The following is a 12,887-nucleotide window of genomic DNA, read 5'->3' on the forward strand; positions in this document are numbered from 1 at the left end:
GAAATAAATCTATATGTATACGGCTTTGCAACGTACAACATGATACGTGTTCCTTGTAACGGGGGACGGCCGGTAAGAACTTACTGTAACATTCGGTTCTACTTCTCGGAGATGATTTTCGGTTACGCACTGAACGTTGGCTTTCAGCAAATCGCCAACTCTCTGGGGAACAGTTCTATAACGTACTCGTTCTCGTCAATGAATTTTTATTCAAGTATTCTGACAGTATTGTTGCATGTTTTTTTTAGAAAGTCAATATGTTTTTTGGAAGATATATTTATATATGGAAATATCGAAAGTGATATTCGTTGTTGCAAAAGGAATAATGAATTGTAAAATAGGAGTAAAAATTTGCGGAGAATTGTAAAATTTATAGAGAAAGTTGATATTTATAGGAGTAAAGAAGGGATTGTTTGAATTTACAGAGAATAATACAACAATCCACTTGCTGGAAAGAACAAACCAAAAGAGGTGACTGAAATGCTTGCGATGGGAGTATTATTTGGCATTATTGCTATAATTGGTTTTATGTGGTTATATTATTCGCGTTCGTTTAAACAAGCAGAAGTTTTACTCTTTCAAAAAGGTAGTTTATTGACAAATCAGTCTAGATATTTAGTATGTCCGAAGTGTGGAAGTGCACAGGCCAGAAGTGGAGGATATCAAGAGTGTTGCAAAATTAGATTATGAAAGAAAGGAAGCCTCACATTATTTTGTGAGGCTTCCTTCCTTACAACTTCATGGCGCTCCAAATTGTCCATCGATCTCTTTCAATAATAGGAGAGACGTTTTGTAATGCGGTCTGTATATGTTGTAGAAGTTGAGAAAGTTCATCATCTGTTAACTCATATAGAATGGATCGACCTGTTCGAGGAGATAAATCTTGCAATAATGCTTCTACAGAATCATGTATTTTTCGTATTTCCCATTGTGTTTGTGCGGGAAGTACATGAAGAGAATGTTTTTGTAATTCTGTCTGTATAGTGTTGGTTTTTGGACGTCTTTTTGACTCTATTTCAATAAGTTTTGGAAATAGAGAGAAAAAATATCCGCGAATGTGTTCGGGACTTCCTGGAATTGTACAATCTTCAATTGTTCGATCTTGTAAAATAAGTACACCGTTTTTATTTAATATACGAGAAGCTTCACGTAAAAATGTAGCAATGTCTTGTAAATGATGAATAACTGCACGCGAAATAACTATGTCGAATGTTTCATTAGGGTATGGGATATTATGTGCATCACCGTGGATGAATGAAATGTTTGAAAAGTTGTTACAATTTTCTTTTGCAGCTTGTAATATTTCTTTTGAAAAATCAAGTCCCACAACATTTTTGGCTCCCATAAGAGCGAGTTCTTTCGTATAAATCCCACCACCACAGCCGATATCAATTATTTGCTTGTTTTGTATTTCTGTAATGTTTTTTACCATTTCAGCCCAAGAAATATGAGCGTTTCTTGTTGCATATGTGTACTTATTATTTTCATCATGAAAATTAATGGACATGATAAAGACCTCCTTTCAATGATTAGTATAGCGTATTTAATAGGATGTCACGTTTTTGTTTTATGTATGAAGATTATAAGGATTTCTTATCGTAAGAGGAGGATTAATTTGAAAGGGAAATATGTATTGGTGTTGTTGTTTGTTATGTTACTAGCAGCTTGTGGTCAAGTTGAGCCGAAAAAAGAAACAAAAAAAGTAGAAGAGACGGTGAATGAAGTGAAAGAAACAATAGGGGTAACCGTTATACAAAAAAAACATAAAGAGAAAAAGTTGCAGGAATCAGAAGCGAAGTTAGTAATAGACATTTTGAATAAAGCTGAGAAACAAGAAATAACAGGAAGCTTCGGTGAACCTGAATATGAAATACAAATTAGTAGAGATGGGAAAAAAGAAACTTATTATGCATGGTTAAGAGGAGAAGATAGACGAGGATGGGTGCAATATAAGAAAGCTATGTATATGTTGAATGAAAAAGATACGGAAAAGCTTTTGGATATATTTCCAAATGTCTCAGAACAAAAAGAAGATGAGATGCAGGTAAGCCCTTTAACAGAAGTAACAAAAAAAGATTTACAGATTACCGCATTTCATATTAAAACAGGCGATCAAAACGTGAATTATACGGTACGGTATACGATTTCACAATCACTATACAATAAGTTAGTGAAGGAGCAAGAATATTATTTGCAACTCAATTTTCCAGAAAAAGTTCAAAAATTAATTGGAGCAAAAGAGAGTGAAATAATTTTAGGTGAAAAAGTAAAGGAAGGGTATAAGCAATATGAATTGCATGCTACTGTTCTGATAAAAAGCGCTTCACAATCACAATTAAAATCATTAGAAACATATTACGAAAATTATGATTTGAAAATATTAAACAGTGAAAAAGAAAAAATAGGTGTGTTTCAAAATATAATTCAGATTGTTAAAGATTATGGTGAAAAAATGAATTTTCAAAGATAAAGTGAGCCTTTAATTAGCCCTTACGGATTGGAATGAATGTAAACTCGTCAAATCTATATGGCCTTTCCTAGGAAATGATAATAGAGAGGGGAAAGCACCCCTCTCTATTACTTTGCTTTTGCAGATGGCTCATTCATTGATTTTCGTGTAATAAGAAAAGAAATCATAAGAGCGGAAAGGATGACAAGGGCAATAAATACGTGATTGGGCAACAAATCTAATAATAATACGTAACTAACGGTATAAAAAATAAGAGTTGAAGCTAAAAACGATAGAGCACCTATTATAAGAGATTGTAAATTCATTTGTGTACACCTCCTTTTATTTATATTTTTGGCTGAAAATGGATTATATAAACATTATTTCTAACAATAGAAAAAAATATGTCATAATAGAGAAAAGAACAAGCTTTGATGAATGAATATGATTCATTAATGAGAGATAAAGGAGAGGAATATGAAAAATAATAAAAAAGGATTATGGGGAATTATTGTTGCGGTAGGTCTATTTTTACTGTCTAAGTTAAAGTGGGTATTTGCAATTTTTAAATTAGCAAAGTTTTCAACGGTATTTAGTATGTTTCTATCGCTTGGCGCATACGCAGTTCTATATGGTTGGAAATTTGGAGTAGCGCTCATTTATTTGTTGTTTGTTCATGAAATGGGCCATTTATGGGCTGCGAAAAGAAAGGGGATCCCGACATCGCCAGCAATCTTTCTTCCATTTATGGGGGCCCTTATTGGAATGAAAGAGATGCCGAAAAATGCGAAAGATGAAGCTTACATTGCCTATATGGGGCCGCTTTTCGGACTTCTGTCATTTTTACCGGCGATACCGCTTTATATAATGACGAAAGAGCCATTTTGGGCGCTTGTTATTTTGCTTGGAAGTATGATTAATTTCTTTAATTTAATTCCCGTTTCGCCGCTAGATGGTGGGAGAATTATTTCAGTTGTCAGTACTAAAATTTGGGGAGCAGGCCTTATTTTATTACTTGGCTATTCAATTTACTTTAAAAGTATTTTGGGAGGATTTATTGTTATTATCGGTTGTATGGAGTTATATAGAGTAATAAAGAGAGATGAGCCGATTAAGGAATTAGGGCATAAAATTGATGGGATGAAAGAATATGTTACTAGGCTTGAAGAGGAATTAAAAGAAACGGGTGCTGTACATCGGACTATATACGTGATGCATCATGAGATGAATGCATTAAGACAAAGAGAACGGGAAAAAGAGTTACAAATAGGTGAACTTCAAAAAATGGAAGTGTTAGAGTATCTTTTACCGAAGTTCGAACCGTTAGATTATGTTCCATATGAAGATGAAAAAGATGAGTATACAATTCACATAAGGGAAGCATTTGAAGCGTCAGAAAGAAAATTAAATGAATGGAAAACAGAAAAGGAACAACAAGAAAACTATTATAAAGTGGATGCGAAAACGAAATGGACAGTATTTGCTTGTTATATCGGATTAATGATTATACTCGGTTACACAGCTTATGAAGGATATATTGTTTTACAAGAACATTTGCCAACGAGAAATGTATAGAAAAATATTGTCGAAATGATAGGAAGAATTAATACAGGAATTATATTTCTACGAGAGAATGTTACAAGTATAGTCATACGTTGTAATATTTTTAGTAGAGAAGGAGTTCTGTGTATGAAGAAATTGTTAAATGTATTAGGTATTATTATCGTGATGATCATTGCGAGTTATAGTCTTATGAAAGTGCTGTTACATTATGCGAATAAGCCTGCTGAGGTAAATACAATAGCTCAAATAGAAGATGTGCAAGAAGAGACAAAAGTGCTAGATTTTATTCGAATGACACATGAAAGCTATAATAATTTCTTAAATTATGGTAAAGCAGAGAATTATACAGACGGGGATTGGAATCAATTTAAGCAATGGTTTCAACAACAAGAACAATCTTTAAAAAATATACATACGGAAATAAAGAATGAAAAAATAAAACGCGATGTAAATAGAAGCTATGAAATTGTAAAAAAAGGTGTGGAACTTCAAAATATTGAGTATGTAGTGTATGCCCACCGTGTATATCATGACTTGGATATTATCGTAAATAAATATAGAGGTGAAACGAATATCTGGGGGTATACGGAGTTTGGCGATGGGAAAGATATAAAAGTAATCGAACAAGCTATACAAACAAAATAATAAGCTAGCTAGAATTCTAGTTAGCTTATTTTCTTTTGTAAATGCAATGTTCATATATTATTCACAAAAACACCGTGTTAATAGTGATTAAAATCACAATCTGCATTATAAGATTCAGTTAAACTAAAAACAGTTAAGGAAATAGAGGAGTGGGATACAATGTTAAGTGCAAAAACAATTGAAATCGTAAAGTCAACAGTACCATTATTACAAGAAAAAGGTGTTGAAATTACAACGAGATTCTATCAAATTTTATTTTCGGAACATCCGGAATTGTTGAATATTTTCAACCATACGAATCAGAAAAAGGGAAGACAACAACAAGCGTTAGCGAATGCTGTTTATGCAGCTGCAACGTACATTGATAATTTAGAAGCAATTATTCCAGTTGTAAAACAAATTGGTCATAAGCATAGAAGTTTAGGGATTAAAGCTGAGCATTATCCGATTGTAGGTACATGTTTACTACGTGCCATTAAAGAGGTCGCAGGTGCACCTGATGAAGTTTTAAATGCATGGGGAGAAGCATATGGTGTAATTGCTGATGCATTCATTAGCATTGAAGCAGAGATGTATGAAGAAGCTGCACATAAAGAAGGTGGATGGAAAGACTTCCGCAACTTTGTGATTGTAAAAAAAGTGAAGGAAAGCGATGTTATTACGTCATTTTATTTGAAACCTGAAGATGGAGGGAAAGTTTCTTCATTCATCCCAGGTCAATATGTAACGATTCAAATCAATATTGAAGGTGAGACATATACACATAATCGTCAATACAGTTTATCCGATGCTCCTGGGAAAGAATATTATCGTATTAGTGTAAAAAAAGAAAAAGGTGTAGATACACCAGACGGTAAAGTGTCTAATTACTTACATGGACATGTAAAAGAAGGAGATGTTTTACCAGTAAGTGCACCAGCGGGAGATTTCGTGTTAAATATGGATTCAACATTACCAGTTGTACTAATTAGTGGTGGAGTAGGGATTACACCGATGATGAGTATGTTAAATACGTTAATTGAACAAGATTCAAAACGTAATGTATATTTTGTTCATGCAGCAATAAATAGTAATACACATGCAATGAAAGAACACGTTAAGGCAGTAGAAAATGAATATGAACAAGTGAAAGCATATACTTGTTATTCTGCACCGACTGAAAAAGATTTAGAAATGAAGAACTTTGATAAAGAAGGTTTCATTGAAAGTGAATGGTTAAAAACTATTATTCCGACAACTGAAGCAGAGTTCTATTTCTGTGGTCCAGTAGCATTTATGAAGTATATAAATGCTGCACTAACTGATTTAAGTGTGAAACAAGAGCATATTCATTATGAATTTTTCGGCCCAGCAACAAGCTTACAATAAGCAAAAAAACGAGGTATTTATTTTACCTCGTTTTTTATTTGTTCTCGTAATAAACGGTTTACTGTTTCACGGCGTATACCTATCAGTTGGCCAATTTCGGTTTGTGTTAATATTTCATATATAGGAATGTCACCTAAATATAGGGTGAACCATTCTTGTAAACGATGAAGACGTTCTTTCGGAGAGACGGTTGTCAATTGATCAATTCGTTGTTGCATCATTCTTAATTTAGATTGCAATTGCATAGCAATGTTAGCATACGATTCGGGATTTGCTTGAAGTCTCTCATACCATTCACTACTAGTGATCGGTTCCACTTCTGTTTTTATTAAAGCGATAGCTGTACCGTGATATTCTTTCGGTGAAATTAAAGAATGATGAGGTATCGTTTCACCTGGAACGATAATGTTGAATAAAAATGGTGTTCCGTTTTCTTCTAGCCGAACTACTTTTAATAAGCCTGTTTTTATAAAGTATAAAGGACCGTCCTCGCCTTGACGGAATAGTACATCTCCTTTGTGTAGAATCAATGTTAGCCCCCCATTAATATGTTTCTATTTCTTCTATTTTAGCGTATATGTATATAGACAATATGTTATTTCAACAGCAATTTCATTGACGAAATGTATGCTATTACAGTAGTATACTATTTAGTGTGTAATAGTACTAGCAATGAATACGCTGTAGGGGGTTTAGTATATTGTTAGATGCGATGAGAATGACGGATATGAGAATTCCGGCGAATGCTATCATTCATGTAGAAGAGATGAAAGGTGGAGTCGTTTTATCCGTTGAAGTAGACGGCCAAATTATTTATACGATGGCTTATGATGAAGAAACAGATAGTTATGCTGAATTATATGATCGAAAGGATAAGAGGGCGTGCCAAGTACATGAAGACTTCATGGGATGGTCACTTCTTCACTAAAAAAGATGTCAATATGACATCTTTTTTTATTAAATCGATAGAATATACAAAGAAATGAAATATAAGGATAAAATTTGTAATAATTGATTTTGCATTGTTAGCACTCTGTAACTGCAAGTGAACTATTTTTTCGCTATCATAAAGATAACAGTCGCAGTTATAGGAGTGGTCAACTTGAAGAAAGTACATATTTCAAATTATATGTTATTATGTGTTTGTTTAATTTTATTTGTTCTCCTCGGAGGATTTTTATATTCATGTGTATAAGAAAAACGCATTCTAAAAAGAATACGTTATAAAAGGGAAATAATGATTAATCTAGTTCCAAGAATAATTAACGTAATACGCAATAAATTAATTACGGCGTTACCACTTAGTTTTGTATTAATGTAAGCCCCGATTTTTCCGCCAATCCATGCACCCGGAATCAGGATTAATGCATAAATCCAGCTGACATTTCCAAGTGAGATGTGAGTTGCAGAACTTACAATTGCTAATAGAAATACGATGAACATTGAAGTTGCTACTGCAATATGTGCTGGGAATGCAAAAAGAAGCATCATTGCTGGAACAAGTAAGGCACCGCCACCAATTCCAAATAATCCAGATATAAACCCAACTATAAAAGCGATAAAGATAGCAAGAAACGGTGGGAATTGGTAGTGTACAGTATTTCCATCATTATCTGTAAAAGAACGCTTAATTACAGACGTATTTGAGAGGGAAAGAGGTTTTAATTTGTCTCGAAGCATAAGTAGAATTGAGACGAATATAAGGAAAATCCCAAAGTATAAAGAAAATGTGTCTTGGTTTAAAAATTTATTTGCCCATGATCCGATAATACCACCAGGGCCGCTTCCGATAAATAAAATAAGTCCACTTTTATAATCTACTCGCTTATGCTTCATGTAAGTAAGGGTGGAAGATAGTCCTGTGAAAACGACTGTTACCATAGAAGTCCCTACTGCAAGTTGTGGTGATAAACTGTGTAATCCAATTAATAACGGAACAATAATAATTCCGCCTCCAAGCCCAACTAGGCTGCCGACTGTTCCGGCGATTAGTCCGATGAAAAGTAACATGATGTATTCCAAAATTGCCAACTCCTCTAAATAACTTATCCATCAATTATTATACACGCTTTTTAATGAGAAATAGGCTTGTTCACAAAAAAGTCGTCTTCCTAGAAAAATAAGGAAGACGACTTTTGATTAGAAAACAAAATGTAATAGGTAGTAAAACAGAGCAGCTAAAGAAGCTGAAATAGGAAGTGTAATAACCCATGTAATTAACATACGTTTTGCAGTTCCCCATTTTACCCCTTTCACACGGTGAGAAGCACCAACCCCTAAAATAGAAGAAGAGATAACGTGCGTCGTACTAACCGGTAAGTGAATGAATGTTGCACCGAAAATAACAAGTGATGATGATAAATCGGCAGCTACACCATTTACAGGACGAATTTTCATAATTTGTCCACCGACAGTTTTAATAATTTTCCATCCACCGACAGAAGTACCAAGCCCCATTGCGATAGCACAAGATAATTGTACCCAGAACGGGATATCGCTAGAAGTATGATAGTTATTAGCCATAAGAGCCATCGTAATGATTCCCATTGCTTTTTGTGCATCATTCGTACCGTGTGTGTAGGCTTGTAATGCTGCAGTGAAAATCTGGAATATACGGAAGTTCTTATTCGTTTTTGTTAAGTTAAAGTTTTTAAATACTACTTTAAAAATACTGTATACGATATAACCAATAACGAAAGCGATAATCGGTGAAATGATTAAAGCTTCAATAATTTTAATAAATCCTTTAAGATTTAGCGAGCTAATCCCAGCGGCCGCAATTGCTGCACCTGCGATTGAGCCGATAATTGCATGCGAAGAACTACTTGGAATACCGTAGTACCAAGTAATTAAGTTCCAAGCTATCGCCGCAAGCAAAGCAGCTAAAATTACAAGAGAACCATTTTGTAAGGCGAATGGATCAACGATATCTTTTGTAATCGTTTTTGCTACACCTGTAAATGTCATTGCGCCTAAAAAGTTCATAATAGCCGCCATAATAATGGCATGTCTAGGCTTTAGAGCTTTCGTTGAAACAGCCGTTGCAATAGCGTTTGCTGTATCGTGAAATCCATTGATAAAGTCAAAAGCTAAAGCGCAAATGACTACTAAAACGGTCAGTATCAAGAGTGTATCCATGATCAAACTCCTTACGCGTTCTTCATAATAATTGTTTCTAATACGTTTGCAACGCTTTGACAGCTATCAGCTACTTCTTCAAGCTCTTCGTAAATCTCTTTAAATTGAATAATCTTAATCGGATCTTTTTCACGAGAGAATAAGTTCTTAATCGCATGACGGCGAATATCATCACACTGTGATTCATAATCCTTAATTTTAATCGCATTTGTACGAATGTCGACTAATTTTTTGTTAGACATTAATTCAACAGAGTTTGCAATCTCAATCGCACATTGATTAATTGCTTCTACGAATTTAATCATGTATTCATCAGCTTCTGTAATAGAATACATTTCGAACAGACCAGCACTGTGATCTAATCCGTCTAATACATCATCCATACTCATTGCAAGTTGTAGGATGTCCTCACGCTCAATCGGAGTGATAAACGCTTTGTTTAACTCCATAATGATTTCGTGAATAAATGAGTCACCTTTTGACTCATACTCTTTCATGCGCATAGAAAACTCTTTTAAATCGCTAGCATTTTTAATTTTATACTCCACGAAAAACTGCGCGCCTTCTTTTAAATTTTCGGAAACATTCATTAACATTTCAGAAAATTTATCTTTTTTTGATTTAAAGACCATTATTGTTACCCCCACAAAAGTAATATATGTAAAATATATTGGCTAATCAATTCTAACAAAAAACTGTCGTTTTTTAAAACATTTTATCGAAAAGTTTACAAAAACTTAACATAACTCTCGTTGTTCTATTAATAATATTAATATCCAATAGTGAATATCTTACTTGTAGAATGTCCTTTTCTTGCAAAAAGTATGAATGCAAAAGAAAAGCTTTACACTATAGGAATGACTACGTTATTATAATAAATTTAAAAGGCGGTATATTCTTCCTTTTAAAAAGAAGAGTGTAAATAAATGAAGGAAGTGAACGAATGAAATTGAAGAACACTCATTTTAAAAAAATGCTTGAGTGGTTCAATAAGAGGAAGAAACTTCGTAATTCATTAATTGTATTGGGAAGTGTATTCGTTACTCTATTTATTGCTGTAAATATAATAATTTCCATTCAAGACATATCTGAATTAAAACAAGCTGTTCCACAACCGACTTTAATTTATGATGCAAATAATGAGGTCGCAACTAAATTAGCTTCTTCGAAAACAGAAGGCGTTAAAAGAAAAGATATTCCTGATATTATGGTTCAGGCAATTGTTGCAGTAGAAGATAAGGAATTTTTTAACCATCATGGTATTTATTATAGTGGAATTATAAGTGCGGTTTTTAAAAATATTACAGCAGGAGAAGTTGTAGCAGGGGGAAGTACAATAACACAACAACTTGCGAAAAATGTATTTCTGACACAAGACCGCACATACTCCCGAAAAATAAAGGAATATTTTTTAACGAAAAAAATAGAGCGCACGTATACGAAAGATGAAATCATTGAAATGTATATGAACCAAATTTATTTTGGTGAAGGTGCTTGGGGTATAAAAAGGGCAGCTAAATCTTATTTTGATAAAGATGTAAAAGATTTAACAATTTCAGAAGCTGCAACGATTGCGGGCTTGATTAAAGCACCATCTGCGTATTCACCTTATAAAAACTTTAACAAGTCAATTGAAAGACGTAATGTCGTATTAAGTTTAATGAAAGAGCAAGGGTATATTTCTGACGAACAGTATAATAAAGAAAAAGAGAGCGGACTTGTGTTAAAACGTGGCGTTGATGATAAATACAAGGGAAAATACTCTCAATATGTAGACTATATTGTTAGAGAGGCGATGGAAAAGTACGAATTAACACAAAATGAAATTTTAGCGGGTGGTTATCGTATTTATACAGAGCTTGACCCGAAAAAACAACAGGCTGTAGAAGACGTTGTGAATAATGATAGTTATTTCAAAGATAGTGGCTCAGACCAACTTATGCAAACGGGTGTAGTTCTTATGAACCCAAAAACAGGTGGTGTACCAGCTCTAGTTGGAGGCAGAGGGCCGTATCAGTTTTTACAGTTTAACCATGCAACCCAATTAAAAAGACAACCTGGCTCAACGTTAAAGCCTTTGGCTGTATATGTACCAGCGTTAGAACAAGGATATGAAGTATACGATATATTAAAAGATGAACCATTTAACATTAAAGAATATAAACCACAAAATAGCGATCATACTTTTCACGGTGATGTGACAATGTATGAAGCTGTGGCAAAGTCGTACAATGTTTCAGCTGTGTGGCTATTAGAACAAATTGGATTAGATAAAGGATTGAAATCTTTAGAGCGATTTGGTATCCCATTAGTGCCAGAAGATCGTACGTATCCGATTGCTTTAGGCGGTATGCATGTGGGGACATCTCCATTTGTAATGGCTCAAGCATACAGTACATTTGCAAATGATGGAGTCCAAGTGGAAGCTCATGCAATTAGGGAGGTACAAAATGCTGAAGGTGAAACGCTTGGAAAGTGGTATAAGAAAGAGACACGAGTGACGAGCGAGAAAATTTCTCAAAAGATGACATATTTATTAAAAGGTGTTGTCGAAAAGGGAACGGGTGAAAAGGCGAAAGTTAATAATGTTGATACGGCAGGTAAGACAGGAACTACTCAAATTGTAAATGGCCCGAGCACCGGTGCAAAGGATTCATGGTTTGTTGGATACACGCCAGATTTGGTAGGTGCGATTTGGGTAGGATATGATAAAACAGATAGCGATCATTATGTTCCGGGTGGTAGTCAAATTACGACGACAATGTTCCGGGATATTATGAAAAAAGCAAACGCAAATCCAGCTCAAAAAGCATTCCAGTTATCGCTCATATCTGAGGCTGATTATAAAAAACAATTGACTACAATAGAAGAGGAAAAACGAAGAAAAGAAGAAGAGAAGAGAAGGAAAGAAGAGGAACAACAACGAAAACAAGAGCAACAAGAGTGGCTTGATAAAGTGAAAGAATGGATTCCTTCATTTTGGTAAAAGAAAGAGGCGAATAAAAAAATTCGCCTCTTTTTTTGTATGAAAACAAAATAAAATTTTAATCGGTAGAGATTTTTGTCTATCTTAATTAGCTATTAATCCATATCCGTTGAGATACATGATATTACTCATTAAGTACAATATTCGTACTGCCAAAGGATTCGGAATCGTATGTGACGATTATTTTGCCTTTACTAATAGGTTCGTAAGGCAATTCTTCTTCGTAATTACCATTATTTTCATTGTGGATAGAAAGTGTAATTTCATCGATTTTTTTATTTGTATACTGATCTTTAATCGTTTCAGCAATTTGGAGTAACGCCTCGGAACTAGAAGCTTTCGTAATAAGCATTCCTTTTATAACTTTTTTTTCATTATTTGTTGCATTGGAATAAGGGATGTTGCTTTGTTTTGTATACAAAAGTTTGTATGGAACAGTTTTTCTCTCTGCTTTTGATATAGTGGAATATTTTAGAGTTAAAAAAAATCCTACACATAAAATAATGCATACCATAAGAGCAAACCAAATGCGTATTAGTGACATAACTCTCATTTTCATCCCTCTTTCATATCTTTGACTTCATTATTTATCATACAAAATGAGGATTAAGATAGAGTAAATTTGAGGTAAAGAAACGTAAAGAAGGAGCACTTATCCTCCCAAACAAGTGCTCCTTTTTATTAAAAGAGAGATTTAATAGTCAATCAAAATCACATCTATTACTTATAAATGTGCTT

General features: G+C 33.9%; 14 protein-coding genes and 1 other annotated feature (1 of these 15 cut by a window edge). Of the genes, 7 read left to right on the forward strand and 7 right to left on the reverse strand.

Translation table 11 applies throughout. The features are described 5' to 3' along the window. Positions 1-208: a binding site (T-box leader), on the reverse strand; it reaches 51 nt to the left of the window's first position. Between the two features lie 272 nt (positions 209-480). Next, positions 481-690, forward strand: a complete 210-nt coding sequence (locus ACTFN4_RS08190; protein WP_000880630.1) for a hypothetical protein — start codon at positions 481-483, stop codon at positions 688-690. Positions 691-730: 40 nt separating this feature from the next. Here ACTFN4_RS08190 and ACTFN4_RS08195 read toward each other — a convergent pair whose 3' ends face one another. Beyond that, positions 731-1,507, reverse strand: coding sequence for a class I SAM-dependent methyltransferase (locus tag ACTFN4_RS08195; RefSeq protein WP_000026278.1), 777 nt, complete (start codon positions 1,505-1,507; stop codon positions 731-733). A 108-nt stretch (positions 1,508-1,615) separates the two neighbouring features. Between ACTFN4_RS08195 and ACTFN4_RS08200 the strand changes: the two genes are divergently transcribed. Continuing rightward, entirely contained in the window at positions 1,616-2,470 is an 855-nt protein-coding gene (locus ACTFN4_RS08200) for a hypothetical protein (RefSeq protein WP_000677061.1), read from the forward strand. Between the two features lie 107 nt (positions 2,471-2,577). Here ACTFN4_RS08200 and ACTFN4_RS08205 read toward each other — a convergent pair whose 3' ends face one another. Continuing rightward, entirely contained in the window at positions 2,578-2,775 is a 198-nt protein-coding gene (locus ACTFN4_RS08205; protein ID WP_001053356.1) for a hypothetical protein, read from the reverse strand. A gap of 151 nt (positions 2,776-2,926) precedes the next feature. On the opposite strand from ACTFN4_RS08205, the gene ACTFN4_RS08210 reads away from it, so the two are divergent. From ACTFN4_RS08210 to hmpA, 3 genes are all read left to right on the forward strand, one after another. Beyond that, positions 2,927-4,024, forward strand: coding sequence for a site-2 protease family protein (locus tag ACTFN4_RS08210; RefSeq protein ID WP_439962208.1), 1,098 nt, complete (start codon positions 2,927-2,929; stop codon positions 4,022-4,024). Positions 4,025-4,138: 114 nt separating this feature from the next. Next, positions 4,139-4,657, forward strand: coding sequence for a hypothetical protein (locus ACTFN4_RS08215; RefSeq protein WP_000735227.1), 519 nt, complete (start codon positions 4,139-4,141; stop codon positions 4,655-4,657). 159 nt (positions 4,658-4,816) lie between these two features. After that, the gene (gene hmpA / locus ACTFN4_RS08220) at positions 4,817-6,025 is read left to right on the forward strand and encodes an NO-inducible flavohemoprotein (RefSeq protein ID WP_000947337.1); all 1,209 of its coding nucleotides are present in this window, start codon (positions 4,817-4,819) and stop codon (positions 6,023-6,025) included. 17 nt (positions 6,026-6,042) lie between these two features. On the opposite strand, the gene ACTFN4_RS08225 is transcribed toward hmpA, so the two are convergent. After that, positions 6,043-6,555, reverse strand: coding sequence for a Crp/Fnr family transcriptional regulator (locus tag ACTFN4_RS08225; protein WP_000600589.1), 513 nt, complete (start codon positions 6,553-6,555; stop codon positions 6,043-6,045). A gap of 170 nt (positions 6,556-6,725) precedes the next feature. On the opposite strand from ACTFN4_RS08225, the gene ACTFN4_RS08230 reads away from it, so the two are divergent. Then, positions 6,726-6,953 (forward strand): hypothetical protein, encoded by a 228-nt coding sequence (locus tag ACTFN4_RS08230; RefSeq protein ID WP_000883008.1) that lies wholly within the window; start codon positions 6,726-6,728, stop codon positions 6,951-6,953. 293 nt (positions 6,954-7,246) lie between these two features. Here ACTFN4_RS08230 and ACTFN4_RS08235 read toward each other — a convergent pair whose 3' ends face one another. The 3 genes from ACTFN4_RS08235 to ACTFN4_RS08245 all read right to left on the reverse strand — a co-directional run bounded on the left by ACTFN4_RS08235 (position 7,247) and on the right by ACTFN4_RS08245 (position 9,795). After that, a complete protein-coding gene (locus tag ACTFN4_RS08235; RefSeq protein ID WP_439962209.1) occupies positions 7,247-8,047 on the reverse strand; it encodes a sulfite exporter TauE/SafE family protein in 801 nt (266 codons plus the stop codon). Between the two features lie 117 nt (positions 8,048-8,164). After that, positions 8,165-9,163: an inorganic phosphate transporter gene (locus tag ACTFN4_RS08240; protein ID WP_000380272.1), complete on the reverse strand. Its 999-nt coding sequence runs from the start codon at positions 9,161-9,163 to the stop codon at positions 8,165-8,167. 11 nt (positions 9,164-9,174) lie between these two features. After that, the gene (locus ACTFN4_RS08245) at positions 9,175-9,795 is read right to left on the reverse strand and encodes a DUF47 domain-containing protein (protein ID WP_000231449.1); all 621 of its coding nucleotides are present in this window, start codon (positions 9,793-9,795) and stop codon (positions 9,175-9,177) included. A 311-nt stretch (positions 9,796-10,106) separates the two neighbouring features. On the opposite strand from ACTFN4_RS08245, the gene ACTFN4_RS08250 reads away from it, so the two are divergent. Beyond that, positions 10,107-12,149, forward strand: coding sequence for a transglycosylase domain-containing protein (locus ACTFN4_RS08250; RefSeq protein WP_000769242.1), 2,043 nt, complete (start codon positions 10,107-10,109; stop codon positions 12,147-12,149). 124 nt (positions 12,150-12,273) lie between these two features. Here ACTFN4_RS08250 and ACTFN4_RS08255 read toward each other — a convergent pair whose 3' ends face one another. After that, positions 12,274-12,702 (reverse strand): hypothetical protein, encoded by a 429-nt coding sequence (locus tag ACTFN4_RS08255; RefSeq protein ID WP_001265569.1) that lies wholly within the window; start codon positions 12,700-12,702, stop codon positions 12,274-12,276. Positions 12,703-12,887 lie beyond the last annotated feature (185 nt).

This window comes from Bacillus cereus group sp. MYBK95-2, from assembly GCF_051915225.1.
Taxonomy (GTDB): Bacteria; Bacillota; Bacilli; order Bacillales; family Bacillaceae_G; genus Bacillus_A; species Bacillus_A cereus.

What these genes read in the sequence shown, in the direction of transcription:
- ACTFN4_RS08190 (WP_000880630.1), top strand. Translation starts at nt 481, where the DNA reads ATGCTTGCGATGGGAGTATTATTTGGCATTATTGCTATAATTGGTTTT.
- ACTFN4_RS08195 (WP_000026278.1), bottom strand. Translation starts at nt 1,507, where the DNA reads ATGTCCATTAATTTTCATGATGAAAATAATAAGTACACATATGCAACA.
- ACTFN4_RS08205 (WP_001053356.1), bottom strand. Translation starts at nt 2,775, where the DNA reads ATGAATTTACAATCTCTTATAATAGGTGCTCTATCGTTTTTAGCTTCA.
- ACTFN4_RS08210 (WP_439962208.1), top strand. Translation starts at nt 2,927, where the DNA reads ATGAAAAATAATAAAAAAGGATTATGGGGAATTATTGTTGCGGTAGGT.
- ACTFN4_RS08215 (WP_000735227.1), top strand. Translation starts at nt 4,139, where the DNA reads ATGAAGAAATTGTTAAATGTATTAGGTATTATTATCGTGATGATCATT.
- hmpA (WP_000947337.1), top strand. Translation starts at nt 4,817, where the DNA reads ATGTTAAGTGCAAAAACAATTGAAATCGTAAAGTCAACAGTACCATTA.
- ACTFN4_RS08240 (WP_000380272.1), bottom strand. Translation starts at nt 9,163, where the DNA reads ATGGATACACTCTTGATACTGACCGTTTTAGTAGTCATTTGCGCTTTA.
- ACTFN4_RS08245 (WP_000231449.1), bottom strand. Translation starts at nt 9,795, where the DNA reads ATGGTCTTTAAATCAAAAAAAGATAAATTTTCTGAAATGTTAATGAAT.
- ACTFN4_RS08250 (WP_000769242.1), top strand. Translation starts at nt 10,107, where the DNA reads ATGAAATTGAAGAACACTCATTTTAAAAAAATGCTTGAGTGGTTCAAT.
- ACTFN4_RS08255 (WP_001265569.1), bottom strand. Translation starts at nt 12,702, where the DNA reads ATGAGAGTTATGTCACTAATACGCATTTGGTTTGCTCTTATGGTATGC.